The following is a 26181-nucleotide window of genomic DNA, read 5'->3' as shown; positions in this document are numbered from 1 at the left end:
CCGCCGAAAAAGGCTTGGGGCGCGATTGTTCAGCGGATAAAGCCCCGGCTAATCTCACGAAATATGTCGGTTCCGGCCTGCTCCAGCCATTCAAAGGCAACCATCTCACGCGAGACGATCACCGCACCGGCACGCGCCATACGCGCCAGGCCCAGCGCCTTGTCACGCGGGCGGCGCGAACCGACGGCCTCGTCCACCACGAACACCTCGCGCCCTGCGGCCAACAGGCCCATGACCGTCTGCAGCACGCAGACATGGGTTTCCGTGCCGCAGACCACGAACTGCTGGCGTTCGCCACCGGGCAAATCGAACACCCCGGCACCGGAGGTTGCCGAGAAATGAATCTTCTCGCGCAGCCCGTCCCCCGGCAGCAGCTCATGCAGGCTCGGTTCGGTGTAACCCAGCCCCTTGGGATACTGCTCGGTGGCGATCACCGGCACCTGCAGGCGCTGCGCCACCTGCACCAGCCAGGCGGCCTGCTCGACCACCGCCGCCCCGCCGTCGATGGCCGGCAACAGCCGCTCCTGCAGGTCGATCACCAAGAGAGTGGAATCCTTCACTCGCATCAGCATCGCTACGCTCCTTCCTTTAGCGCAAAACGCGCGTCGAGCCGGCTGTAGCCGAGGCCGACGCCCTTGTGTACCCGCAATTGCACGGGAATGCGTTCCTTCATCGCCTCGACGTGGCTGATCACGCCGATGGTCTTGCCGCTGGCGTTGAGGTTGTCCAGAGCGTCGAGCGCCACTTCCAGCGTCTCGCCGTCCAGCGTGCCGAAGCCTTCGTCGAGGAACAGAGAGTCGATGCTGGTCTTGTGGCTGACCAGATCCGACAGCGCCAGGGCCAAGGCCAGGCTGACCAGAAAGCTCTCGCCACCGGAAAGCGTGCGGCAATCGCGCGCCACGTCGGCCTGCCAGGTGTCGCGCACTTCCAGCTCAAGTTCACCACTGCTCTTGCGCGCCAACTGGTAGCGCCCGTGCAAGCGCATCAGTTGTCGGTTGGCCAGGTGGATCAGGTGATCGAGGGTCAGGCCCTGGGCGAACTTGCGGAACTTGGCGCCATCGGCCGATCCGATCAGGCCATTGAGCTGCTGCCACAGGTGCTGCTCGCTCTCCTGCGCAGCGATCTTGGCGAACAGCGCCTGCTGGCTGCTGCGCCGCGCCTCGTCGGCCTGCAATTGCGCGCGCAGCTCGCCCTGGCGCTCATTCAGCGCACGCACACGCTCCTGCAGCACCTGCATCTGCCTGGCCAGTTCAGCCAGGCTCAGGCTGGTCTGCGGCGCAGCCAATAAACGCTGCACCTCGGTCTGCGCCGCTGCCTGGAGCGTGGCGACCTGGGTATGTGTGCGCTCAAGCTCGGTCTTGAGCTGCTGCAGTCGCTGGCGTTCGTCATCGCTTAGCACAGCCACTTCGAACGCGGCCTGATCAGCGAAGGGGCTGCTCGCCAACGCCTGCTCCCAGGCCTGCTGGCACTCGAACAGACGCGCCCGCTGGCGCTGGTGCAAGGCGACCTGGGCCTGTTCGCTACCGGCCAGGCCATCGCGTTCACGCTGGGTGGCAGCCAGCCGCTCGGCCGCCTCGCGCAGTGCCTGCTGCGGGTCGGCTGCCGGTACGAGAGCCTCCAGGCTCAGCGCCCCCGTCCCCTGCCAACGCTGTTGCCAGTGCTCGGCCTGCGTTTGGGCTTCGTCCAGTTGTCTCTGACCCTCACGTGCGAGTTGTAACAACTGCTGTTCGCGAGCCTGCGCTTGCTGCCAGGCTTGCCAGGCGGTTTTCTGCTGCATCAACCAGCCTGCGCTGTCGGCGGGCAGCTCGCTGACGAAGCCTTGCAGACTGGCCAGTAGCGCTTGGGCCTGCTGCGCCTGCTCGTTGTGCAGATGACTCAGATGCGCCTGCTGCTCGGCCAGACGCGCCTGGAGGTTGTCCAGATCACGGCTGAGCAACGCCTGCTGCCGCTCGGCTTCGGCCTGTTCGCGCTCGGCTTTTTCGCGTTGTTCACGCAGGCGCTGCAATTCGCTTTGCTGCGCCTGTACGGCATCCTGACGCACTTGTAGTGCAGCCAGTTCCTGCTCGTGCTGCTGCAGCATGTGGCCCAGATCGGCGACGTTCTGCAGATGGATGTCATGCGCGTTTAGTTGCTGCTGCCACTGCTGATCCAACGGCAGCAAGTGCGCTTGGGCCTGAGCCTGTTGCGCCTGCACCTGCTCGATCTGCGTGGCCAGGCGGGTCAGCTCATCACGCAGATTGGCGCCCTGAGTCTCCAGCTCGCCCAACTCACTGCGGCACTGCGCCAGTGCCTGCTCGGTAGCGGAGACGTTTAGCGCCTGGTACTGGCTGATCGCCGGATGCTCGTGCGAGCCGCACAGCGGGCAGGCCTCACCTGGCTGCAAGCGGGCGCGATGGGCCTCCAGATCCTGAATGCGCTGTTCCTGCTCCAGCAGCTTTTCCTTGTCGCTGATCTGCTGCTTGAGCGCCTTGTAACGCTCGCGTAGGGCATTGATCTCGGTGTTCTTGTCTGCCTGCCGCCTCTGCAGATCGGCCAGACGCAGCGGCAATTCGGCCAGTTGGGTGCTCAGCGCCTCACGGCCCTGCGCCAGTTGCTGCAAGCGGTCGAACACTCGGCTGCGGGCTTGCAGGCGCAGCCAGTCCTGGTGCAAGCCCGCCTCTCCCGCCTCATCCAGCAAACGCTGCACGGCGTCATGCTGCTGCACCTCGGCATCATGCGCGTGCTGCACCTGCTGCTGCAGCGTTGCCAGGCGCACGCCCTGCTCGTCACGCTGGCGTTGCAACGTCGCCAGTTGTGCGGTGGATTCGCTCAAGCGCGTTTGCGCGACCTGCAGCGCTTGCTCAGCCTTGGCCTTCTGCGTGAAGCGCTCATCCCAGCCACTGAGCAGCTCGCCCAAGCGCGCCTGCTGGCTGCGCTCGCTCAACCAGGCTTGCATCTCGGCGTACTGATGCTGCACCTGCGTCAGAGCGGCCTGGCACTCGTCACGCCAATGCGCGGCATAGCGGCTGGCCTGCCACAGCGCCTGACGCTCACGCTCGGCGCAGGCCTGCATCTGCTCGCGTAGCGTGAGAAGCCCTTGTTCAGCCTGCTGGCAATCGTGCTGCGCCTGCTGCCAGGCCTGATGCAGTGGCAGCAGGCGTGCGGCAGGCTCACTGGCGGCCAGGCGCTGCAGGTCATCGGTCGCTGCGACCTGACGCTGTCGGGCCTGCTCCAGTCCTTGCTCTGCCTCGCCGACTTGTTGTTCGGCACGCAACAGCGCCTCCCGCCAGCGCTGCCCGGCCAACAGCGTCTGTTGTTCACTCAGCAGCGGAGCCTGCTCCTGCGCCAAACGCTCGGTTTCGGCCTGCAGCTCGGCACGCTGCGCCTCGTCCAGCAACTCCATGCCCTGAGCGCGGCTTTTCAGCAGGCCCAACGCCTGTTCGGCGGACTTGGTGCGCTCATAGACCTGCTGGGAAATCTGCCCGTAGACCTCGGTGCCAGTGAGTTGCTCCAGCAATGCGGCTCTCTCTTTGCTGTCAGCATCTAGAAACGCGGCAAAACCACCCTGGGCCAACAGCATGGATTTCGTGAAGCGGCCAAAGTCCAACCCTGTTAGTTCAACAGTTAAGTTCTCTTTCTCTTTAGTTTTGTCCGCCAGAATTTCGCCATCCGCGATACGCGCCAGCTCCACCTTGGGCGCCTGCAACGCGCCATCGATCTTGTCGCGCGCGCGGCGCTGGCTCCAGAAGGCGCGGTAGCCTTGCCCCTTCACCTCGAACTCGACCTCGGCCAGGCAGTCGGCAGTGTGCCGGGTCATCAGTTCATTACCGTTGGCCGACAGCGTGCTCATGCGCGGCGTACGGTGATACAGGGCCAGGCAGATGGCGTCGAGCAGCGTGGTCTTGCCCGCGCCGGTAGGCCCGGTAATGGCGAACAGACCGCTACCGGCAAAGGGCTCGGCGGCGAAGTCGATCTTCCATTCACCCTTGAGGGAATTAAGGTTCTTGAGGCGCAGGCTGAGGATTTTCATGCACAGGTCGTAAGCCGTTGAAGGCGCTCATTCTGGCATATCCTGGCGCAGGCGCAGCCTTGTTGTCAGAGCACTTCGATGCAATCACGGCCCTTGGCCTTCGCCTTGTACATGGCCTGATCAGCGCGCAGCAGCAGGTCTTGCAGGCTTTCTCCCGGACAATATTCGGCAATACCGACACTGGCGGTCTTGCGCTGCACCGTGTCGAAAATAAAACCATTGATACGCTGACGCAAAGCTCGTACGGCCAACTCTGCCTGGGGCGCGCCAATCTCCGGCAGCACGATGAGAAACTCCTCACCGCCCAGGCGCCCAACCTTATCCACAGAGCGCACGTTCTCGCGCAACAAAGCCGCGAACTGGCACAACACCACATCGCCCACGGCATGACCATGGGTGTCATTGACACTCTTGAAATGGTCAATATCAATCAGCGCCACAGAAAACCGCGTGCCATAACGATTGGCACGCTCCGCTTGCTCGGCGAGAAACCGCTCCGTGCACAAACGGTTCCACAACCCCGTCAAACCATCGAGATTGGCACTCAACTCCAGACGATCCTGGTGCAGAAACATCAGCTTATGCGCCCTTTCCAGGATAAAGGCACTGAGAAAGCCAAAGGAAAATGACGCCAACACCCAGATCAGATGCAGGCGCTGCGGCCCTGGCGCAAGCGAAGGCTCAAAAGTGACCAGCACAATCGCTGACAACGACATCAAAGACGCAACCATGGCGCGCTTGAGCGCCAATCCCGCGACGGAAAACGTCCAGATCAGGTTCAAGTAAATCTCTGGCGCGTAAACCGCAAAATTTGGCGTACCGAAGTTGAAGTAGAGATTGGCCAACACAGCCAAAACCGGCGCAACCGTCAGCAACCCCAACATCAACGCCTGTCGCTGCGGACGAAAACTCAGAAACGCGGTGAGCAGCAGCGCCCCCGGTACCAACAGCCCATGCACGATCAGACGTGCTAGCGACAAATCATCCGCAACACTCTGCTCGATGGCCGCATATATCAGGTAAAGCGCTGCGGTCAGAAAAGCGACATAGCGAATCTGCGCAATCTTCGCCAGCCGATACCACTGCTCGAAGGCCTGCAGAGTCTCCTGAGGCATCCCATGCAATGGGTCCAGCACAGGGAACAACCGACTCATCACGGCACTTTCGCTCCACGGCACACAAGCCATTGTTCATAGCATAGAACGCCTAACATTGCGGCCCACATACGCCGGGCAGAATGTCTCCAATCTTACATCGCCGATATGGCAAAGAAGTCCAGCAATGGTCGTCTGTTCATGCCTTGCCGGTCGGCATTGCGTTCTGCCTACATGTGTTGCGGATTCCATACGCCTGACCAGATAACCCACACCCTCCGGCACACCCTCGCTAGCCATTACATGATGGGCGGTGGTGACATCCTGGGCCTGCAGCGCATCCTCGGGCACTCGTCCATCGCCATGACCATGCGCTATGCACGCGCAGCCTGATCATTTGGAGCCGGAGCTTAGGCTCTCCGCTCTCAACCAAAACGGTCATGCATTGGTATTCGTGTAACTTGCGTGCATGTATGCTATCAATGATTGCACTGAACCCATGGGAGGTCACTATGGCTGCTATCACTATTCGAAACCTCGACGACGACTTGAAAGCCCAGCTGCGTATTGTCGCGGCTAGCCATGGTCGCTCGATGGAGGAAGAAGTCCGGTTCATCATTCGCCAGGCTCTGTCACGCCAAGAAAAGCGTGGGGGCCTAGGCAGTCGTATTCACTCCCGTTTTGCCGCTGTCGGTGGGGCTGACCTTGAGTTGCCAGAGCGCAAAACCAAAGCCCGTGCAGCGAGCTTCGATTAATGATCCTGCTCGATACCAACGTGCTGTCGGAACTCATGCGTGCCAAGCCTTCGGCCCAAGTTCTAGAGTGGGTTGACGCTCAGCCTGCCGGGAACCTGGTCATTAGCTCGATCACCGTTGCGGAAATTCTCTATGGCATTGCCAGAATGCCAGACGGGAAGCGCAAGCAAGGATTGCTCGATGTAACCTCGGTCATGTTTGATGAAGACTTCGCAGGCAATATTCTGCCGTTCGATGCAGATGCCGCTGTGTACTACGCAGGTATAGCAGCAGAAACTGAGGCTAAAGGGCGGGTGGTTGACATGGCCGATGCACAGATCGCTGCAATTGGTCGGCTACATGATGCCGTGATCGCAACTCGCAATATTCGCCACTTCGAAACGCTGGGCGTTGCTCTGGTAGACCCCTGGAGCAACTAGCCAGAATCAGCCGCTGTAGACAGGTGTAGTCACTACCCCAGAAACGAAAAAGGGGCTAGCTTGCGCTAACCCCTTGAAAAATATGGTGGCTACACCGGGACTTGAACCTGGGACATCAGCATTATGAATGCTGCGCTCTAACCGACTGAGCTATGTAGCCAACGTGGCGCGCATTTTCCGCATCTCACCCACGGCTGTCAACCCCACCTCATCGATAAATTTACGTTTTATCAAGCGGTTAGGTCGTAGCCTCTGGATCAGGTACTTCAGGCCATCCTGATGATTTTGCTCTGTGTCCGTCGCTGCATGGCAAGGTGACGATATCTGCACATATCCCTCCCCGCATAGCGCGCCGCCATACAGCCTGCAAATACTTGGAGTTGCGCACTGGTGCACTTGCCATCCCCGGCTCACCTATTCATTCTGCCTGCCTGTTTCGCGCCATGACACTATGGAACGCTGGCCTGGGGTCATTCGTGCTGCGGTGTTAAAGGCCCCTACCAGGGACTGGCCTCGCAATTGCTTGAATATGCTCACGACAACACCTGCCTTATCCCTCATTAAGGAATGATGCAATGAAGAAGCTCACTCTGCTTACCAGCATCACTCTGCTCGCAGCCTGCGCTGGTTTGGGCACGCAGCCTCCGGTGCCCGTGACATCGAAAGCCGTGCAGGCCTTCCGCGATATTTGCCTGAAGACAGCGCCGAGCTTCGCCGAGGCGCGTAGCGCGGCGCGTCAACATGGCATCAAGGATTTGACCGACATGGGCTTTGCCACCGTGGGCTTCAATGCCGACAAGAGCCTCGGGTTACAGGTCAAAGCCAGTCATGAGTGCGTCATCACCACCGACAGCCAACAAGACGAGAGCCTCACTCGGCAACTGCTCAGCGCTGCCGCCGAGAGCGCGGGCACTGAAGTGCCCCGTCATGCACCTGCGAAGCTGATAATCGCTGGACAGCCGTTCACGGTGATGCATGACCGCGAAGGCGGCGAAGCCTTCATGATGCTCAAGCCGGAGTGAGAGGGCGGATGACGCCTTTTTCGTCCACCCACTTCACGGGGGATCGCTGAAGCGTGATACCCGCCACGGCGCTAGGCATGCTTGCGTGGACGGGTGGCCAGCAGCAGGCCGACAAAGATCATCGCGGCACCAACCCAGTGATAGGACTGCAGGCTCTCCCCCAGCAGCACCCATCCCAGTAGCGCTGTAAAGACCGGCATAACGTAATTGGTCAGCGCCGCGCGCGCCGCGCCCACTACTTTGATGCCGTGGTTCCACGCCAGATAGGCCAGCAGCGAGGCAAACACGGCGGTATAGGCGATGGCCGAGAGATTGGCGGCGCTCAGCGCCAGGTGTGCACCCTGGCTCAGCTCGTAGAGGTAAAACGGCAGGATCAGCGGCACGCCCAGCAGGATGAACACGCCCAGCAGCGCCAGCGGTGGAATAGGCTGCAAATAGGCCGACCAGCGCCGCAGCAACAGCGAGTACAACGCCCAATCCACCACCGCCAGCAGCATGATCATGTCGCCATGGTTGAAAGACAGACTGGCCAGGCGACTCCACTGGCCCTGACCGATCAGCACCGCCAGGCCCAGCACGGCCACGGCCATGCCCCACCAGGCGCGCCGTGCGGGCCACTCATTGAGCAGCAGTCCGGCGCCGATGAAGGTCACCAGCGGCAAGCAGGTGTTAACCAGCGAAATATTGATCGCCACCGTGCTTTGCGCCGCGCTGTAGAGCAAGGAGTTGTATCCAGCGATGCCCAGGCCACCGAGCACCAGCAGGCGCCAACCGGCATGGCGCAATGCACTGCGATGACGCCATAGCGGCAACACGACAAAGGGCAATAGCAGAGTCAGGGCCAGGCACCAACGCCAGAACGACAAGGTGAAGGGGCCGATCTCACCGGCGAATGCCCGCGCCACCAGGGCGTTGCCGGACCAGCACAGGTTGGCCAACAGCAGGCCACCGAAGGCCAGCGGGCGGGAGTGATTGAGCGCCGTCATATATCAACTATCCACGACCGGGCGCGCGTGCTCATCGAATGGGCAGAACGGGACATTTATTAGGCAGCTTACGAATCGAACGATTTTGCACCATACGGAGGCATGTCGATATTGGCAAGCCGCTCGACGGCTTCAGAGCTGTACGTCCAAACGACGTGTCAGGGCGATGCCTGCCGAGCTCAACTCGGCGCCATAGGCCAACACCTCGACTCCCGCCGCTTTGGCTTCACGCAGCCCAGCGGCGTAGGCTGGGTCGATCTCCACAGCGGCGCGCACGGCGCGGATGCCAGAGAGGTTCACGCAATACAGTTGCACGGCACGCACGCCCGCCCGTGCAAGAGTCGCCAACTCGCGCAAGTGCTTACTGCCGCGCTGGGTCACGGCATCGGGGAAAGCCGCCACGTCACTGTCGTCAAAACCCAGCGTGACACTTTTGACCTCGACGAATACCGGCCCATCGGGGTAGTCCAGGCGAAAGTCGGCGCGGCTATTTTCCACTCCGTAGGGCACCTCGCGCTTGAGCGCGGTAAAGCCGACCAACTCAGCGATCAGCCCGGCACGCAGCGCCTCCTCCACCAGGGCATTGGCCCGCGCGGTGTTGATGCACGCCAGACGCCCTTGCGGCGTCTCGCTGATTTCCCAGCTACCCGGCAGCTTGCGTTTGGGATCATTGCTGCGGCTGAACCACACCCGACAGCCTTCGCTCATACAGTTGAGCATTGAGCCGGTGTTGGCGCAGTGAATGGTCATCTGCTCGCCGCTGGCCGTCTCGATATCGGCGAGAAAGCGCTTGTAGCGGCGTAGCAGGCGGCCTTCCTCCAGCGGCGGATCAAACTGCATCAGGGCGCCAACTCTTCAAACCACGCGCGATGCGCTCGACCGCCTGCTGCAGGCGGTCGACATTCTGCGTGTAGGCGAAGCGCACATGATGCCCCGCTTGATGACGACCGAAATCCAGACCTGGCGTGAAAGCCACATGCTCGGTTTCGATGAAGTGACGGCAGAAGGCGAAGGCGTCGCCGCCAAAGGCGCTGATGTCTGCATATAAATAGAAGGCGCCTTCCGGCTCAACGGCGATACCGAAACCCAGCTCACGCAATGCTGGCAGCAAGTAATCGCGACGACGCTGAAATTCATGGCGGCGCTCTTCGAGGATCGCCAGCGTGGCCGGTTCGAAGCAGGCCAGCGCCGCGTGCTGGGCCATGCTCGGCGCGCTGATGTAAAGGTTCTGCGCCAGTTTCTCCAGCTCCGGCACCGCCGCCTCGGGCGCCACCAGCCAGCCCAGGCGCCAGCCGGTCATGCCGAAATATTTGGAGAAACTATTAAGTACAAAGGCGTCATCATCCACCTCCAGCACACTCGGCGCGTCACAACCGTAAGTCAGGCCATGGTAGATCTCGTCCACTACCAGGTGGCCGCCACGCTGTTTGAGGCTGCTCGACAGCGCCGCCAACTCATCCTTGTGCAGCAGTGTGCCGGTGGGGTTGGCTGGCGAGGCAACCAGAGCACCCACGCTTTGTGCATCCCAATGCCGCTCGACCAGTTGAGGAGTGAGCTGGTAGCGCACGTCCGGGCCAACCGGCACCAATTGCGCGGCGCCTTCGACCAAGCGCAGGAAGTGGCGATTGCATGGGTAGCCAGGATCAGCCAGCAGCCAGTGCTTGCCTGGATCGACCAGCAGGCTGGCGGCCAGCAGCAGCGCACCTGAACCGCCCGGTGTGACGAGAATGCGCTGCGGATCAACGCTCAAGCGGTAACGCTCGGCGTAGAAGCCCGCGATGGCCTCGCGCAACTGCGGCAGACCGCGAGCGGCCGTATAGCGCGTGTGCCCGGCAGCCAGCGCGGCCTGGCCAGCGCGGATGATCGGCTCAGCGGTGGTGAAGTCTGGCTCGCCGATTTCCAGATGAATGACATCGTGACCGGCAGCCTGCAGTTCATTGGCACGCGCCAGCAAGGCCATCACATGAAAGGGTTCGATGGCGCGACTGCGCCCACTGTAGAGAGCCATGGGTCTGCCTGCACGGTTGCGAGCGGCGGATTCTAGCAGGGCACGCACATCACTCGGCAAGAAAGCAAAAGCCCATTTTCAGTGCGCTAACCACCATTGAATGGCGCAACTAAGCTGACAACGTGCCGACATGCAGGTTTCGTTCACAACCCGCCACGACGTAGACAACCGGGAGTAGCGCGCCCTGATTCGATCTGGTAAGTTCGCCCGCTTGCAGCCGCAGGGCCGACATTCGCTTGCTCATGGAATAACCTGCGTGATGGATTCGAGAGAGTGAGAGGCGTCATCCATGCCCACAAAAGACAAAGCACAAAGCTCCAGCCAGCTGATTCGTGGTTTCGAGCCCTATCAAGAAAAGAAGGGCGAGGAATACATGAGCGATCCGATGCGCGCTCACTTCACCAGCATCCTTAATAAATGGAAGCTGGAACTGATGCAGGAAGTCGACCGCACCGTACACCACATGCAGGACGAAGCTGCCAACTTCCCAGATCCGGCCGACCGCGCCAGCCAGGAAGAGGAATTCAGCCTGGAACTACGCGCCCGTGACCGCGAGCGTAAACTGATCAAGAAAATCGACGAAACCCTGCAGCTAATCGAAGACAACGATTACGGCTGGTGCGAGTCGTGCGGCGTGGAAATCGGCATCCGCCGTCTGGAAGCCCGCCCTACCGCAACGCTGTGCATCGATTGCAAGACGTTGGCGGAAATCAAAGAAAAACAGATCGGTTCCTGACTGATCAACGGGGCGCTCAGGCGCCCCGTTCTGTTTCTGCCCTCCCCGGTGAGAGAGGCTAAAGCTCCCACGCTGCCAACCACCTCACAATGAACACAGCTTATATCGGTCGCTTCGCCCCAACGCCCAGTGGCTACCTGCACTTTGGCTCACTGGTCGCAGCGCTCGCCTCCTACCTCGATGCCCGCGCTGCTGGCGGCCGCTGGCTGCTGCGCATGGAAGACCTCGACCCGCCACGGGAAATGCCCGGCGCGCAAGACGCCATCCTGCGCACCCTGGAAACCTACGGTTTCGAATGGGACGGCGAGCTGGTGCGCCAGAGCGAACGCCATGCCGAATACGCGGCGGTGATCGCCCGCCTGTTCGCCCAGGGCCTGGCCTATGCCTGCATCTGCTCACGCAAGCAGCTCGAAGGTTACGCGGGTATCTATCCGGGGTTCTGCCGTAACGCCTGCCACCCCGACCAGGACGCCGCCATCCGCCTGCGCGTGCCGGAACTGGACTATCACTTCATCGACCGCGTACAAGGCGAGTTTCGCCAGCATCTGGGCCGTGAGGTGGGCGACTTTGTGATTCGGCGTCGTGATGGCCTGTTTGCCTACCAACTCGCGGTGATCCTCGACGACGCCTGGCAAGGTGTTACCGATGTGGTACGCGGCGCCGACCTGCTGGACTCCACACCACGCCAGCTATACCTGCTGGAACTGCTCGGCCTGCCACAACCGCGTTACCTGCATGTACCACTGATCATCCAGCCGGACGGCCACAAGTTAGGCAAGAGCTACCGCTCGCCGCCCCTGCCCGCTGATCAGGCTGGACCACTACTGCTACGCGCTCTGCGCGCCCTCGGCCAGCGCCCCATAGCCGAGCTGTACGGTGCCGCGCCTGGCGAACTGCTGTCCTGGGGCATCAAGCACTGGGACGCCACACGCATCCCACGCAGTCGTACCCTGGCCGAAGCGCAACTGAAATAACCGCAGCCCAGATACAATCCGGGAACGAGGGTACAGGCTCGCTCCTACCAAGGGCCGTGCGCGCGGGTCGAGGCGTCGTTGAATCAACCGTCGGATGGATTTCCGGGATCGATGCTAAGGGCATAACCGATTTGCCACTCCCACCATCACGCCGGTGGCCGACAACACGCGGCTTCCTTTACCATCGGCTCATCTTCCGACGAGTGGCCTCATGTATATCTACCGACTGGTTCTGATCCTGGTGGTGGGGATCTACCTGTTCTCCCCAGCCATCATGGACTGGTGGATCGATCCTAACGACGCCTGGTATCGGCCTTATTTGCTGTGGCTGATCCTTATCGTCGTCACCTTCATCCTACAGAGCCAGCGTGATGCTGATGAGCTTTAGTCTGAGCGAAATGATCCTGATTAGCGCCGGCTATCTGCTGGCGTTATTTGGCGTGGCATGGGTCAGTGAACGCGGGCTGATTCCCAATCGAATAATTCGCCATCCACTGATCTACACCCTGTCGCTGGGCGTATACGCCAGTGCCTGGGCCTTCTATGGCACCGTGGGCCTGGCCTATCAATATGGCTACGGTTTTCTGGCCAGCTATCTGGGCGTATCCGGCGCGTTCCTACTAGCACCGGTCTTGCTCTATCCCATCCTGCGCATTACCCGCACCTACCAATTGTCGTCCCTGGCCGACCTGTTCGCCTTCCGCTTTCGCAGCACCTGGGCGGGGGCGCTAACCACGCTGTTCATGCTGATCGGCGTGTTGCCATTACTGGCCCTGCAGATGCAAGCAGTGGCTGACTCGGTGGGCATCCTTACCCGCGAGCCGCTGCAGGAAAAGATCGCCCTGAGCTACTGCGCGCTGATCATCCTATTCACCATCCTCTTCGGTGCACGCCATATCGCCACCCGTGAGAAGCACGAGGGCCTGGTATTCGCCATCGCCTTCGAGTCGCTGGTCAAGCTGGTCGCTATCAGTGCCATCGGCCTCTATGCGCTGTATGGCGTATTCGGTGGCCCACATGAGCTGGAGCACTGGCTGGTGCAGAACCAGGCGGCGCTGTTGACCCTGCACACGCCGCTGCAGGAAGGCCCATGGCGCACGCTGCTGCTGGTGTTCTTCGCCTCAGCCATCGTCATGCCGCACATGTATCACATGACCTTTACCGAGAATCTCAACCCGCGCGCCATGGTTAGCGCCAGTTGGGGCTTGCCGCTATTCCTGCTGCTAATGAGCCTGGCCGTACCGCTGATCCTCTGGGCCGGCCTGAAGCTAGGCGCCACCACCACCCCCGAGTACTTCACCCTCGGCCTGGGCATCGCAGCCAACAACCAGACGCTTGCCCTGCTCGCTTACGTCGGCGGGCTTTCAGCTTCCAGTGGCCTGATTATCGTCTCGACCCTGGCGTTGTCCGGTATGGCGCTCAATCATCTGGTGCTGCCGCTTTACCAGCCGCCGGCCGAAGGCAATATCTACCGCTGGCTGAAGTGGACGCGCCGCGCCCTGATCGCCGCCATCATCATGGCTGGCTACGGCTTCTACCTACTGCTCGGCGCACAGCAGGATCTGGCCAACCTGGGCATCGTCGCCTTCGTCGCCACCTTGCAGTTCCTGCCTGGCGTGCTCTCGGTGCTGTATTGGCAGACAGCCAACCGTCGCGGCTTCATTGCCGGCCTGCTGGCGGGTATCGGCGTCTGGGCAGTGACCATGCTGCTGCCGCTGCTGGGCAATCTGGAAGGCCTGTACCTGCCAGTGTTCGACGTCATCTACGTGCTCGACGATGCCAGTTGGCACCTGGCGGCCATCGCCTCGCTGGCCGCCAACGTACTGGTATTTACCCTGGTGTCACTGTTCACCGAAATCAGCCCCGAAGAGAAGAGTGCCGCTGAAGCCTGCGCAGTGGACAACGTGCGCCGCCCACAACGACGTGAGCTGGTAGCGGCAACTCCACAGGAGTTCGCCGCGCAACTGGCCAAGCCGCTGGGCGCCAAGACTGCCCAACGTGAGGTGGAACAAGCCCTGCGCGACCTGCACCTGCCATTCGATGAAGGCCGTCCCTACGCCCTACGCCGCCTGCGCGACCGGATCGAGGCCAACCTCTCCGGGCTGATGGGGCCGAGCGTGGCGCAGGATATCGTTGAAACCTTCCTGCCCTACAAGTCCGGCAGCGAAGGCTATGTCACCGAAGACATCCACTTCATCGAGAGTCGCCTGGAGGATTATCAGTCGCGCCTCACCGGCCTGGCTGCCGAGCTTGACGCGCTACGCCGCTTCCACCGGCAAACGCTGCAGGAACTGCCGATGGGGGTGTGCTCGCTGGCCAAGGATCAGGAGATCCTGATGTGGAACCGGGCCATGGAAGACCTCACCGACATCCCCGCCCTGCGCGTCGTGGGCTCACGCCTGAGCACCCTCGGCGAACCCTGGCAGAGCCTGCTGCAAGACTTCATCGAACGCCCGGATCAGCACCTGCACAAGCAGCACCTGGCACTCGACGGGCAAACACGCTGGCTGAACCTGCACAAGGCAACCATCGACGAGCCGCTGGCAACCGGTAACAGTGGCCTGGTGCTACTGGTCGAGGATCAGACCGACACACAAATGCTCGAAGACAAGCTGGTGCACTCCGAACGCCTGGCCTCCATCGGCCGACTGGCTGCCGGCGTGGCACACGAAATCGGCAACCCCATCACCGGTATCGCCTGCCTGGCGCAGAACCTGCGTGAAGAGCGCGAGCACGATGGAGAACTGACCGAGCTCAGTGGACAAATCCTCGAACAGACCAAACGCGTATCGCGCATCGTTCAGTCGCTGATGAGCTTCGCTCACTCCGGCAGCCACCAGCGCAGTGACGAACCCGTCTGCCTGGCAGACGTGGCGCAAGACGCCATCGGCCTGCTGTCGCTGAACAAACGCAACTTCGACATCCAGTTCTACAACCTGTGCGATCCGCAACACTGGGCCTGTGGCGACCCTCAGCGCCTGGCTCAGGTACTGATCAACCTTTTGTCCAACGCTCGTGATGCCTCGCCATCTGGCGGGGTGATCCGCGTGCGCAGCGAGGCCAGCGAACACACCGTCGATTTGATCGTCGAGGATGAAGGCAGCGGCATTCCCAAGGCCATCATCGACCGCCTGTTCGAGCCCTTCTTCACCACCAAGGATCCAGGCGAAGGAACCGGACTGGGGCTCGCGCTGGTCTATTCGATCGTGGAAGAGCATTATGGGCAAATAACAATCGACAGCCCGGCTGACATCGAGCGCCAACTCGGCACTCGTTTCAGGGTCACCCTGCCCAGGCATGTCGAGGCGACGTCCGTAGCGATGTAAACAGCGAGAGAAGGTGTTACCCCGCTAACACCTCCGTGACCGCCGAGAGAACGAATTGATGCCACATATTCTTATCGTCGAAGACGAAACCATTATCCGCTCTGCCTTACGCCGCCTGCTCGAACGCAATCAGTACCAGGTCAGCGAAGCTGGCTCGGTACAGGAAGCCCAGGATCGCTACAGCATTCCCGGCTTCGACCTGATCGTCAGCGATCTACGCCTACCCGGCGCCCCCGGTACTGAGTTGATCAAACTGGCCGAAGGCACCCCGGTGCTGATCATGACCAGCTACGCCAGCCTGCGCTCGGCAGTGGACTCGATGAAGATGGGCGCAGTGGACTACATCGCCAAACCCTTCGACCACGATGAAATGCTGCAAGCCGTGGCCCGCATCCTGCGCGACCGCCAGAGTGCCAAAAGCGCTCCGGTACCCACGGCCAATGCCAACTCACGCACAGCCAGCGCGGAGAAACCTGCCGAGAACGCCAACGGCGAAATCGGCATCATCGGCTCATGCAGCGCCATGCAGGATCTCTACAGCAAGATTCGCAAGGTCGCCCCTACCGACTCCAACGTCTTGGTACAGGGCGAGTCCGGCACCGGTAAGGAGCTGGTCGCACGCGCCCTGCACAACCTATCCAAGCGCGCCAAAGCCCCACTCATTTCGGTGAACTGTGCGGCCATCCCGGAAACCCTGATCGAGTCCGAACTGTTCGGCCACGAAAAAGGCGCCTTCACCGGCGCCAGCGCCAGCCGCGCCGGCCTGGTGGAAGCGGCAGACGGCGGCACGTTGTTCCTGGATGAGATTGGCGAACTGCCACTCGAAGCCCAGGCACGCCTGCTGCGCGTGCTACAGGAAGGCGAGATTCGCCGGGTTGGCTCGGTGCAATCGCAGAAGGTCGACGTACGCCTGATCGCCGCAACCCACCGCGACCTCAAAACACTGGCCAAGACCGGCCAGTTTCGTGAAGACCTCTACTACCGCCTGCATGTCATCGCACTCAAGCTGCCAGCACTGCGTGAGCGCGGTAGCGACGTCATCGAGATCGCCCAGGCCTTTCTCGTGCGCCAGTACACCCGCATGGGCCGCGAAACACTGCGCTTTGCTCATGATGCGGAACAAGCGATTCGACATTACTCCTGGCCAGGTAACGTGCGTGAGCTGGAGAACGCTATCGAGCGCGCAGTGATTCTCTGCGAAGGATCGGAGATTAGTGCTGACCTGTTAGGCATCGATATCGAGCTCGATGACCTTGAGGACGACGACTTCGACCTACCCAGCGCCGCCTCGGGCCAGAGCAATGCCAGCCATGAGCCGACCGAGGATCTGTCGTTGGAAGACTACTTCCAGCACTTCGTGCTCGAGCATCAGGATCACATGACCGAGACCGAACTGGCGCGCAAGCTGGGCATCAGCCGCAAATGCCTGTGGGAACGCCGTCAGCGCCTGGGGATTCCGCGCCGCAAGGCAGGTGTCGCTAGCGCCCCTTGACAACCCACAAGGTGACAATCTGCCATCACGCAAGTTCCCGCAGGTTGTTACCGACGCCATATCTCGTAACAAAAGCCGGGTCTAACGGTAACGAAGACCCGGCTTTTTTCTGCCCCGCCATCACCCCACAATAGCCACAAACCCTTGATTTATAAGGAATCACAAAAACTGGCACGGCATCTGCTTTATCTCTGGCACAACAACAATAACAAGCAATGCCCTACACAATAAGAACAAGACGTAACGACTCCAGAACAACAAAAACAACAAGGTACGGAGGCGCAGCTAACTGATTCTTTTGGAGAGGAGTTGCCGCTAGGGGTTAGCCCCTGCAGCCAGGCTGAGAATAATAAAACTGCCCTAAGGCAGCGCCTGAACTGGTTGGTACTGGCAACATCAGCGTCCAAAGAAATCCGTTTGCTATTGGCTCCCCACACTAGGGAGCACCCGGCAAGCCACGGCAAACCGGGAAGGGCCATACAACAAAAACAACAGGCCCTCAATAACAATAAAAAATGAGCACGCACCAACTTGGGGGGGAGCTTCGGCTCCCCCAGTAGCTTCCGGTTCCCGGATCCCCGCCTGCCGCTTTACACACTATCCCCGTCACAATGCTAGAATCCGCAGCAATCATGCGGCCATTGTGTCGCGTGCCGTCGAAAAGCCTTGCCGTTACAGGTAACACGAGACAGCAGCAGCCGAAAATGCGCCTGCGCACCCAACGCCTGCACATCGTGCTGTATACGCCGCACGCCCTTCGACAGCATGCTAGTCTGGCCGGTCACTACTCCAAACAGTGCATCCCATGCTGAAGAAGCTGTTCACGTCCTTTCGCTCTCCCTTGCGCCGCGCGCCGCATCCTCGCAGCACTCCCGAAGTGCTGAGCAGTCGCCAACACCCAATCAACCGTAATGAGATCAGTCGCCACGCCATCAGCGTGGTCGAGCGCTTGCAGCGGGCCGGTTACCAGGCGTATCTGGTCGGCGGTTGCGTACGCGATCTACTGCTGGATATCGAACCCAAGGATTTCGACGTGGCCACCAGTGCCACCCCCGAACAAGTGCGTGCGGAGTTCCGTAACGCACGGGTCATCGGTCGCCGCTTCAAGCTGGTTCATGTGCACTTCGGTCGCGAGATCATCGAGGTTGCTACCTTCCGCGCTAATCACCCACAGGGTGAGGAAGAAGAAAACAGCAACCTGGCCGCACGCAATGAAAGCGGTCGCATCCTGCGTGACAACGTCTATGGCACCCTGGAAGACGACGCCCAGCGCCGCGACTTCACCATCAATGCGCTGTACTACGACCCGACCCAGGAACACATCCTCGACTACGCCCGCGGCATGCATGACGTGCGCAACCGCCTGGTACGCCTGATTGGCGATCCCGAGCAGCGCTACCTGGAAGATCCGGTGCGGATGCTGCGCGCAGTACGCTTCGCCGCCAAGCTGGACTTCGACATCGAGAAACACAGCGCCGAGCCGATCCGCCGCCTGGCCCCCATGCTGCGCGACATTCCCTCGGCGCGCCTGTTCGATGAAGTGCTCAAGCTATTCCTCTCCGGGTATGCCGAATACACCTTCGATCTGCTGGTCGAATTCGACCTCTTCGCCCAGCTATTCCCAGCCAGCGGCGAAGCGCTCAAGCACAACCCGGAATTCACCGAGAAACTCATCCGTGAAGCGCTGATCAATACCGACGACCGCATTCATGACGGCAAGTCGGTCACCCCGGCATTCCTCTTTGCCGCTCTGCTCTGGCCAGCCTTGCCGACGCGCGTGCTACAACTGCAAAGCAGAGGTATGCCACCGATCCCGGCGATGCAGGAAGCCGCCCATGAGTTGATCACCGAACAATGCCAGCGCATCGCCGTACCCAAGCGCTTCACCATCCCGATCCGCGAGATCTGGGATATGCAGGAGCGCCTGCCACGGCGCAGCGGCAAGCGCGCCGATCTGCTGCTGGAAAACCCACGCTTCCGCGCCGGTTACGACTTCCTTCTGCTACGCGAACGCGCAGGTGAGAAGACCGAAGACCTCGGTGAATGGTGGACAGAATATCAGCACGCCAGTGACAGCCTGCGCCGCCAGATGATTCGCGACCTGGCTGGCAAGCCTGAGGCTGGCAGCGGCAACGCACCGCGCAAACGCCGCCGCAGCAGTGGCCAGCGCAAGCGTAAGGCTGAGGGCGAAAACGGCGGCAGCGGCGAGTGATGGAGCGCGTCTACATCGGCCTGGGCAGTAACCTCGACACACCGCGGCAACAGTTGCATAGCGCCTTGGAGGCCCTCGCCCAGCTACCGCAGAGCCATCTGGCCTGCCACTCATCGCTGTATGTCAGCGACCCGCTCGGCCCTGCCGACCAGCCGCGCTACGTCAACGCCGTAGCAGCGCTGGATACCGAGCTGCAGCCGTGGGCACTGCTCGATGCCCTGCAACGCATTGAGCAGGAGCAAGGTCGCGTGCGCAAAGCCGAGCGTTGGGGGCCGCGCACACTGGATCTGGATATCCTGCTGTTCGGCGAACGCCGCATCGACGACGAGCGCCTCACCGTGCCGCACTACCACATGCATGCCCGCCCCTTTGTACTCTACCCACTGGCCGAACTGGCTCCTGAGCTGGTGCTAGCGGATGGCCGCGCCCTGCGCGAGCTGCTCGCCGCCTGTCCCTTCACCGGACTGGAACGCCTGCCCGCGTAACTCGACAACCTTGCGCGGGCAAGCCGCTCAAGCACGAGCACGGCTCAGAGGCATTGACGGTAACGCCAGTAACAAGGCGGTAACACACGCAATTGACTTCATGCCCCCCCATCGGGACTATAGGCGTCCCGTCGCCTGGCGCCGGGTGCACCTTTATGCCAATCCAGGCCGGATTACGCCGGATAGAAGCCGTATACCAGGCCTGAGCGAGGATCCTTAGAAATGCCTGACGTTACCCTGACCACCTTGCAGAGCCTCAAGCACAACGGCGAGAAAATTGCCATGCTGACCTGCTACGACGCCACCTTTTCCCAGGCTGCCAGCCAAGCGGGTGTCGATGTGCTGCTGGTCGGCGATTCCCTTGGCATGGTGCTGCTAGGCCATGACAGCACCCTGCCGGTCAGCGTCGCGGACATGGCCTACCACACCGCGGCAGTCAAACGTGGCAATCAAGGCGCACTGATCATCTCTGACCTGCCTTTCATGGCCTATGCCACCACCGAGCAGGCGCTGGCTAATAGCGCTGCGTTAATGCAAGCCGGGGCGCATATGGTCAAGCTCGAAGGCGCCGCCTGGCTGGCCGAACCGATTCGCCTGCTGGCCGAACGAGGTGTGCCAGTGTGCGCGCACCTGGGTCTGACTCCGCAGGCAGTGAACATCCTCGGGGGTTACAAGGTACAAGGCCGCCAGGAAGCCCAGGCCCGGCAGATGCGTGCTGACGCCATGGCCCTCGAACAGGCCGGTGCAGCCATGCTGCTGCTCGAATGCGTGCCCAGTGAGCTGGCGGCCGAAATCAGCCAGGCGGTAAAGATTCCAGTCATTGGCATTGGCGCCGGAGCGGCTACTGATGGCCAAGTACTGGTACTGCACGACATGCTCGGCCTCTCCCTGTCGGGCCGCGCGCCGAAGTTCGTGCGCAACTTCATGGACGGCCAGCCCTCCATCGCCGATGCCCTGAACGCATATGTCAGGGCGGTAAAGGACGGTAGCTTCCCCGCCGCCGAACACGGTTTCTCCGCATGAACACGGTCAAGACCCTGCGCGAATTGCGCGCCGCCGTGGCTCAGGCACGCGCCGAAGGCAAACAAATCGGCTTCGTGCCGACCATGGGCAACCTGCATGACGGCCATGTCTCGCTGGTGGAGATCGCAGCCCAACGCGCTGACTTCGTGGTTGCCAGCATATTCGTCAACCCGCTGCAGTTCGGCGCGGGTGAAGATCTGGACAACTACCCGCGCACCCTCGCCGCCGATCAGGAAAAACTGCTCGCAGCAGGCTGCCATCTGCTGTTTCACCCCGACGTCAGCGAGATGTATCCACACGGCATGACCAGCCAGACGCGCGTGAGCGTACAGGGCGTCTCCGAGGGCCTGTGCGGCGCCAGTCGGCCTGGTCATTTCGAGGGTGTGGCGACTGTGGTAACCAAGCTGTTTCACATGGTCCAGCCCGATCTAGCCGTGTTCGGCGAGAAGGACTATCAACAGTTGGCGGTGATCCGCACCCTGGTGCGCGATCTGAACATACCCATCCAGATCATCGGCGCGCCGACCCAGCGCGCAGCAGATGGCCTGGCGTTGTCCTCGCGCAACGGCTACCTCGATGACACCCAGCGCGCCATCGCCCCGGCGCTCTATCGCGGCTTGCAGGGCATCGCTCAGGAACTGCAGCGTGGCGCCCGTGATTATCAGCGCCTGATCGATACCGCACAGAGCCAGCAGCGTGAGGCAGGTTTCAAACCGGATTACTTGGAAATCCGCAACGCCATCACCTTGCGCCCAGCGGCTATCGACGACCGTTACCTGGTGGTACTCACCGCCGCGCACCTGGGTAACACACGCCTGATCGATAATCTGGTGGTGGAACTGCCTGGCCAGTAGCAGCGTCTGAACACGGACGGTTACACTCTTGGGGCCCGGAACGATCCGGGCCTTTTTGCTTTTGCAGATCAGGAGCCCCGATGGCCTACTACCAGCAGCCTCACGACGTCACCACCCTGCCCGCCTGGCAGGCTCTGCGCCAACACCGCGAGGACATGGCCGGGTTCAGCATGCGTGAAGCCTTCGCCAGCGATCCCGAGCGGTTCCAGCGTTTCTCGCTGGACAGTTGTGGCCTGCTGCTGGACTACTCGAAGAACCTGATCAACGAACAAAGCCTGGAACTGCTGATCCAGCTTGCCGAACAAGCGCACCTGGGCGAATCGATCAAGGCGCTGTACAACGGCGAGCAGGTCAACGCCTCCGAGCAACGCGCTGCCCTGCACACCGCCCTGCGCAGCCCAATTGGCAGGCGCCTGGTGGTCGACGGCGCGGACATCATTCCGCAGGTGCACCGCGTGCTGCACCAGATGACCGAGCTGGTCAGCCGCGTGCACAGCGGCCTGTGGCGCGGTTACAGCGAGAAGCCGATCAAAGAAGTGGTGAACATCGGTATCGGTGGCTCCTTCCTCGGCCCGCAACTGGTGTCCGAAGCGCTGCGCCCCTTTACCCAGCGCGGCGTACGCTGCCACTACCTGGCCAATATCGACGGCAGCGAGTTCCGCGAGCTGACTGCCCGCCTGAACCCGGAAACCACCCTGTTCATCGTCTCCAGCAAGTCCTTCGGCACCCTGGAAACCCTGAAGAACACCCTGGCCGCGCGCGACTGGTACCTGGCCATGGGCGGCCCGGAAGAGGAACTGCACCGCCACTTCATCGCGGTGACCAGCAACCGCAAGGCGGCCATTGAGTTCGGTATCCGCGAAGAGAACATCTTCCCCATGTGGGACTGGGTCGGCGGGCGCTATTCGCTGTGGTCGGCCATCGGTCTGCCGATTGCCCTGGCCATCGGTGTGTCCAACTTCAAGGAACTGCTGGCCGGCGCCTATGCCATGGACGAGCACTTCACCCAGGCGCCGCTGAGCGAGAACATGCCAGTGCTGATGGCCCTGCTGGGCATCTGGTACAGCAACTTCTGGGGCGCACAGAGCCAGGCGATCCTGCCGTACGATCACTACCTGCGTAACTTCACCAAGCACCTGCAGCAGCTCGACATGGAGTCCAACGGCAAGAGCGTGCGCCAGGATGGCAGCGATCTGGACATCAGCACCGGGCCAATCATCTGGGGCGGCGTCGGCTGCAACGGCCAGCACGCCTACCACCAGTTGCTGCACCAGGGCCGCTTGCTGGTGCCGGCGGACTTCATCGTCCCGGTCAACAGCTACAACCCGCTGGCCGACCATCACCAGTGGCTGTTCGCCAACTGCCTGTCGCAAGCTCAAGCGCTGATGCAGGGCAAAACGCGCGAAGAGGCCGAAGCCGAACTGCGTGCCAAGGGCATGAATGAGGCCGAAGTGCAGCGTCTGGCACCGCACAAGGTCATCCCTGGCAACCGCCCGAGCAACATTCTGGTGATGAACCGTATCGCCCCATTCAACCTCGGCGCCCTGGTGGCGCTGTACGAGCACAAGGTGTTCGTGCAGAGCGCCATCTGGGGCATCAACGCCTTCGACCAATGGGGCGTGGAGCTGGGCAAGGAAATGGGCAAGGAGGTCTACCAGCGCCTCACCGGTAGCACCGACGACCCCGCCAGCGATGCCTCCACCCAGGGCCTGATCGCGCACTTCCGCTCGCAGCATCGCGGCTGACGCGATCTGTACCGCCATGGCATGAGACATGGCGGTACAGATCAGGCTTGAACCCACTACTCGCTGGGTGCACCCTTGTGATTGTTGCGGCCAAACAATTACAAGGAATCCGCCATGTTCGAGATCACCCGCCATCCTGTGCAAGATGCCGTGCGCCAGCGCGCGCACCTGGACAATGACGCTTACCTGCGCCTCTACCGGCAGTCCGTCGAGCAGCCCGAAACCTTCTGGGCCGAGCAGGCCAAGGCCTTTCTCGACTGGTTCAAACCTTGGGATCAGGTGCATAACAGCGATTTGAAACAGGGCCGCGCCGAGTGGTTCAAGGGTGGCCTGCTCAACGTCGCCTACAACTGCATCGACCGCCATCTGGAAAAACGCGGCGAACAGGTGGCCATCATCTGGGAAGGCGACAACCCGAGCGAATCCGCGCACATCACCTACAACAAGCTGCACCAGCAGGTCAGCCGTCTGGCCAATGTGCTGAAAAGCCGTGGCGTAAAGAAGGGCGACCGCGTGTGCATCTACATGCCGATGATCCCCGAGGCAGCCTACGCCATGCTCGCCTGCGCGCGCATCGGCGCCGTGCATTCGGTGGTATTCGGCGGTTTCTCCCCAGACGCCCTGCGTGACCGCATCCTCGATGCCGACTGCCGCGCGGTGATCACCGCCGACGAAGGCGTACGCGGCGGCAAGTGCATCCCACTGAAGGCCAACGTCGACAAGGCGCTGCTGAGTTGCCCGGACGTCTCCACCGTGCTGGTGGTCGAGCGCACCCAGGGCAATGTCGCCTGGGTCGAAGGCCGCGACCTCTGGTATCACCAGGCGCTCAAGGACGTCGACACCGACTGCCCGGCCGAGCCGATGGACGCCGAAGACCCGCTGTTCATCCTCTACACCTCCGGCAGCACCGGCAAACCCAAGGGCGTGCTGCACACCACCGGCGGCTACCTGCTCGGCGCGGCGATGACCCACAAGTACGTGTTCGACTACCACGAAGGCGACATCTACTGGTGCACCGCCGATGTCGGTTGGGTCACCGGGCACAGCTACATCGTCTACGGCCCGCTGGCCAACGCCGCCACCACCCTGATGTTCGAGGGCGTGCCGAACTACCCGGACGCCTCGCGCTTCTGGCAGGTGATCGACAAGCACCAGGTCAACACCTTCTACACCGCACCGACCGCCCTGCGCGCACTGATGCGTGAGGGTGAAGGCCCGGTCAAGGCCACCTCGCGTTCGAGCCTGCGTCTGCTTGGCACAGTAGGTGAGCCGATCAACCCGGAAGCCTGGGAATGGTACTTCCATGTGGTCGGTGACATGCGCTGCCCCATCGTCGACACTTGGTGGCAGACCGAAACCGGCTCCATCCTGATCACCCCGCTGCCCGGCGCCACCGACCTCAAACCCGGCTCGGCCACCCGCCCCTTCTTTGGCGTGCAACCGGTGCTGCTCGATGAACAGGGCAAGGAAATCATTGGGCCCGGCAGCGGCGTGCTGGCGATCAAGGCCAGTTGGCCGAGCCAGATCCGCAGCGTCTATGGCGACCACCAGCGCATGGTCGACACCTACTTCAAGCCCTACCCCGGCTACTACTTCACCGGCGACGGCGCGCGCCGCGACGAGGACGGTTACTACTGGATCACCGGTCGCGTGGATGACGTGATTAACGTCTCCGGTCACCGCATCGGCACCGCCGAAGTGGAGAGCGCCCTGGTGCTGCACGACGCCGTGGCCGAAGCCGCCGTGGTCGGCTACCCGCATGACGTCAAGGGCCAGGGCATCTACGCCTACGTCACCCTGATGAACGGCCAGGAGCCCTCCGACGAGCTGAAGAAAGATCTGCTGACCCTGGTTGGCAAGGAAATCGGCAGCTTCGCCAAACCGGAATTGATCCAGTGGGCACCGGGCCTGCCCAAGACCCGCTCGGGCAAGATCATGCGCCGCATCCTGCGCAAGATCGCCTGCAACGAGTTGGAGAACATGGGCGACACCTCGACCCTGGCCGACCCAAGCGTGGTTGACAGCCTGATTGGGCAGCGCCTCAACCGTTGAGCCTCACGCCCGGCCCGAAAGGGCCGGACGCATCTTGTCTTGCATCAGCCAAGCGCCGAAACTGCGCGCCATGGAAATCCTACGTCGTCAGATCGAAAAACAGGTGCACAGCCTCACCGGCGCCTCGCTGGGTGTGCTCGACCTCGACCAGCCGCGCGGTGATGCCGGCCTGTTCGGCCCCGAGTCGATGGTATGGGAGGTACACGCCGACTTCACCGCGATGATGGTCGGCGGCATCTCCGCCCTGCTCCTGCAGATGCTGCACCCGCTGGCACTGGCCGGGGTGTGGGATCACTCGACCTTTCGCCAGGACATGCTCGGCCGCCTGCGCCGCACCAGCCTGTTCATCGCCGGCACCAGCTATGGCGGCCTGCACGATGCCGAGCAATTGATCGACAAGGTGCGCCGCATCCACTTGAAGGTAGTCGGCCAGGCAGCGGATGGCCGCCCTTATGCCGCCAGCGACCCGGCGCTGCTGACCTGGGTGCATGTCTCCGAGGTCAGCCAGTTCCTCGCCGGTTACCTGCGCTACGTCGATGCGCAGTTGCCGCAAGCCGAACAGGATCGCTACTACCGCGAAGTGGCGCTGATCGCCGAACGCCTCGGCGCGCAGGACGTGCCCAAATCGACGCAGGCCATCGCCGACTACCTGCAGCATATGCGCTCGCAACTGCTGTGCGATGAGCGCACGCGCGAAGTGGTGCGCCTGCTGTATGACGCACCAATGCCCAGCATCCTCGCTAAGCCCTTCGGCGGTCTGATGATGCAGGCGGGCGTCGACCTGCTGCCGGACTGGGCCAGCGACCTGCTCGGCGAACACCAGGCCGCCTGGCGCCGTCCGCTGATCCGCGCCAGCGTACAGCGCACCGCCAATCTGCTGCGCTGGGCCGTGCGCAACAGCGCCGCGCAGCGCGCCCGGCGCCGCCTGCTGGCAGACACGTAGGGCGGGTGCAACCCGCCGCCACGCTCTCGATTGGCGGCTTTTCTTG

The 26181-nt window shown here is 61.9% G+C and carries 21 protein-coding genes, 1 tRNA gene and 1 pseudogene; 16 read left to right on the top strand and 7 right to left on the bottom strand.

Annotation, left to right across the window (positions count from 1 at the left end):
* Positions 1 to 29 precede the first annotated feature (29 nt).
* From AERO9A_RS06150 to AERO9A_RS06140, 3 genes are all read right to left on the bottom strand, one after another.
* A complete protein-coding gene (locus AERO9A_RS06150) occupies positions 30 to 572 on the bottom strand; it encodes a hydrolase (protein WP_159971047.1) in 543 nt (180 codons plus the stop codon).
* Between the two features lie 2 nt (positions 573 to 574).
* Positions 575 to 4009: an AAA family ATPase gene (locus tag AERO9A_RS06145; protein ID WP_159971046.1), complete on the bottom strand. Its 3435-nt coding sequence runs from the start codon at positions 4007 to 4009 to the stop codon at positions 575 to 577.
* A gap of 65 nt (positions 4010 to 4074) precedes the next feature.
* The gene (locus tag AERO9A_RS06140; protein WP_159971045.1) at positions 4075 to 5124 is read right to left on the bottom strand and encodes a diguanylate cyclase; all 1050 of its coding nucleotides are present in this window, start codon (positions 5122 to 5124) and stop codon (positions 4075 to 4077) included.
* A 165-nt stretch (positions 5125 to 5289) separates the two neighbouring features.
* Here AERO9A_RS06140 and AERO9A_RS06135 point away from each other — a divergent pair.
* The 3 genes and pseudogenes from AERO9A_RS06135 to AERO9A_RS06125 all read left to right on the top strand — a co-directional run.
* Positions 5290 to 5563 (top strand): annotated as a pseudogene (locus tag AERO9A_RS06135) (tyrosine-type recombinase/integrase); the annotation flags it as partial.
* Positions 5564 to 5615: 52 nt separating this feature from the next.
* Complete coding sequence (locus tag AERO9A_RS06130; RefSeq protein ID WP_017361254.1) at positions 5616 to 5858, top strand: Arc family DNA-binding protein; 243 nt, start codon at positions 5616 to 5618, stop codon at positions 5856 to 5858.
* Complete coding sequence (locus tag AERO9A_RS06125; RefSeq protein WP_159971044.1) at positions 5858 to 6277, top strand: type II toxin-antitoxin system VapC family toxin; 420 nt, start codon at positions 5858 to 5860, stop codon at positions 6275 to 6277. The genes AERO9A_RS06130 and AERO9A_RS06125 overlap by 1 nt, the downstream gene beginning before the upstream one ends.
* Before the next feature lie 83 nt (positions 6278 to 6360).
* Here AERO9A_RS06125 and AERO9A_RS06120 read toward each other — a convergent pair.
* A tRNA-Met gene (locus AERO9A_RS06120) sits at positions 6361 to 6437 on the bottom strand.
* 415 nt (positions 6438 to 6852) lie between these two features.
* Between AERO9A_RS06120 and AERO9A_RS06115 the strand changes: the two genes are divergently transcribed.
* Positions 6853 to 7299 carry a hypothetical protein gene (locus AERO9A_RS06115; RefSeq protein ID WP_159971043.1) on the top strand — a complete coding sequence of 149 codons (447 nt, stop codon included), beginning with the start codon at positions 6853 to 6855 and terminating at the stop codon, positions 7297 to 7299.
* A gap of 71 nt (positions 7300 to 7370) precedes the next feature.
* Here the strand turns inward: AERO9A_RS06115 and AERO9A_RS06110 are convergent, their stop codons facing one another.
* The 3 genes from AERO9A_RS06110 to AERO9A_RS06100 form a co-directional block, all read right to left on the bottom strand.
* Positions 7371 to 8285 carry a DMT family transporter gene (locus AERO9A_RS06110; RefSeq protein WP_159971042.1) on the bottom strand — a complete coding sequence of 305 codons (915 nt, stop codon included), beginning with the start codon at positions 8283 to 8285 and terminating at the stop codon, positions 7371 to 7373.
* 132 nt (positions 8286 to 8417) lie between these two features.
* On the bottom strand, positions 8418 to 9125 hold the full coding sequence (gene sfsA, locus AERO9A_RS06105; protein WP_159971041.1) for a DNA/RNA nuclease SfsA: 708 nt from the start codon (positions 9123 to 9125) through the stop codon (positions 8418 to 8420).
* Positions 9115 to 10293, bottom strand: coding sequence for a pyridoxal phosphate-dependent aminotransferase (locus AERO9A_RS06100; protein WP_159971040.1), 1179 nt, complete (start codon positions 10291 to 10293; stop codon positions 9115 to 9117). The genes sfsA and AERO9A_RS06100 overlap by 11 nt, the downstream gene beginning before the upstream one ends.
* A 289-nt stretch (positions 10294 to 10582) precedes the next feature.
* Between AERO9A_RS06100 and dksA the strand changes: the two genes are divergently transcribed.
* The 12 genes from dksA to AERO9A_RS06040 all read left to right on the top strand — a co-directional run bounded on the left by dksA (position 10583) and on the right by AERO9A_RS06040 (position 26135).
* Positions 10583 to 11029, top strand: a complete 447-nt coding sequence (dksA, locus tag AERO9A_RS06095) for an RNA polymerase-binding protein DksA (protein WP_159971039.1) — start codon at positions 10583 to 10585, stop codon at positions 11027 to 11029.
* Between the two features lie 89 nt (positions 11030 to 11118).
* The gene (gluQRS, locus tag AERO9A_RS06090; RefSeq protein WP_159971038.1) at positions 11119 to 12003 is read left to right on the top strand and encodes a tRNA glutamyl-Q(34) synthetase GluQRS; all 885 of its coding nucleotides are present in this window, start codon (positions 11119 to 11121) and stop codon (positions 12001 to 12003) included.
* A 211-nt stretch (positions 12004 to 12214) separates the two neighbouring features.
* Positions 12215 to 12391, top strand: coding sequence for a hypothetical protein (locus AERO9A_RS06085; RefSeq protein WP_159971037.1), 177 nt, complete (start codon positions 12215 to 12217; stop codon positions 12389 to 12391).
* A complete protein-coding gene (locus AERO9A_RS06080) occupies positions 12375 to 15329 on the top strand; it encodes a sensor histidine kinase (protein WP_178111104.1) in 2955 nt (984 codons plus the stop codon). The genes AERO9A_RS06085 and AERO9A_RS06080 overlap by 17 nt, the downstream gene beginning before the upstream one ends.
* Before the next feature lie 58 nt (positions 15330 to 15387).
* The gene (locus AERO9A_RS06075; RefSeq protein ID WP_159971035.1) at positions 15388 to 16821 is read left to right on the top strand and encodes a sigma-54 dependent transcriptional regulator; all 1434 of its coding nucleotides are present in this window, start codon (positions 15388 to 15390) and stop codon (positions 16819 to 16821) included.
* Positions 16822 to 17626: 805 nt separating this feature from the next.
* Positions 17627 to 19033 carry a polynucleotide adenylyltransferase PcnB gene (locus tag AERO9A_RS06070; protein ID WP_159971034.1) on the top strand — a complete coding sequence of 469 codons (1407 nt, stop codon included), beginning with the start codon at positions 17627 to 17629 and terminating at the stop codon, positions 19031 to 19033.
* Positions 19033 to 19518, top strand: a complete 486-nt coding sequence (gene folK, locus AERO9A_RS06065; RefSeq protein WP_159971033.1) for a 2-amino-4-hydroxy-6-hydroxymethyldihydropteridine diphosphokinase — start codon at positions 19033 to 19035, stop codon at positions 19516 to 19518. Before AERO9A_RS06070 ends, folK begins: the two co-directional genes overlap by 1 nt.
* Positions 19519 to 19740: 222 nt before the next feature.
* The gene (gene panB, locus AERO9A_RS06060; RefSeq protein WP_159971032.1) at positions 19741 to 20541 is read left to right on the top strand and encodes a 3-methyl-2-oxobutanoate hydroxymethyltransferase; all 801 of its coding nucleotides are present in this window, start codon (positions 19741 to 19743) and stop codon (positions 20539 to 20541) included.
* Positions 20538 to 21395: a pantoate--beta-alanine ligase gene (panC, locus tag AERO9A_RS06055; RefSeq protein ID WP_159971031.1), complete on the top strand. Its 858-nt coding sequence runs from the start codon at positions 20538 to 20540 to the stop codon at positions 21393 to 21395. Before panB ends, panC begins: the two co-directional genes overlap by 4 nt.
* Positions 21396 to 21475: 80 nt before the next feature.
* Positions 21476 to 23140, top strand: a complete 1665-nt coding sequence (gene pgi, locus AERO9A_RS06050) for a glucose-6-phosphate isomerase (RefSeq protein ID WP_159971030.1) — start codon at positions 21476 to 21478, stop codon at positions 23138 to 23140.
* A 114-nt stretch (positions 23141 to 23254) separates the two neighbouring features.
* A complete protein-coding gene (gene acs, locus AERO9A_RS06045; protein WP_159971029.1) occupies positions 23255 to 25192 on the top strand; it encodes an acetate--CoA ligase in 1938 nt (645 codons plus the stop codon).
* 70 nt (positions 25193 to 25262) lie between these two features.
* Positions 25263 to 26135 (top strand): oxygenase MpaB family protein, encoded by an 873-nt coding sequence (locus AERO9A_RS06040; protein ID WP_159971636.1) that lies wholly within the window; start codon positions 25263 to 25265, stop codon positions 26133 to 26135.
* Positions 26136 to 26181 lie beyond the last annotated feature (46 nt).

The organism is Pseudomonas sp. 8Z, assembly GCF_902506535.1.
Taxonomy (GTDB): Bacteria; Pseudomonadota; Gammaproteobacteria; order Pseudomonadales; family Pseudomonadaceae; genus Aquipseudomonas.
The sequence above is the reverse complement of the archived record's forward strand: the minus strand, read 5'-3'. Positions and strand labels throughout refer to the sequence as shown.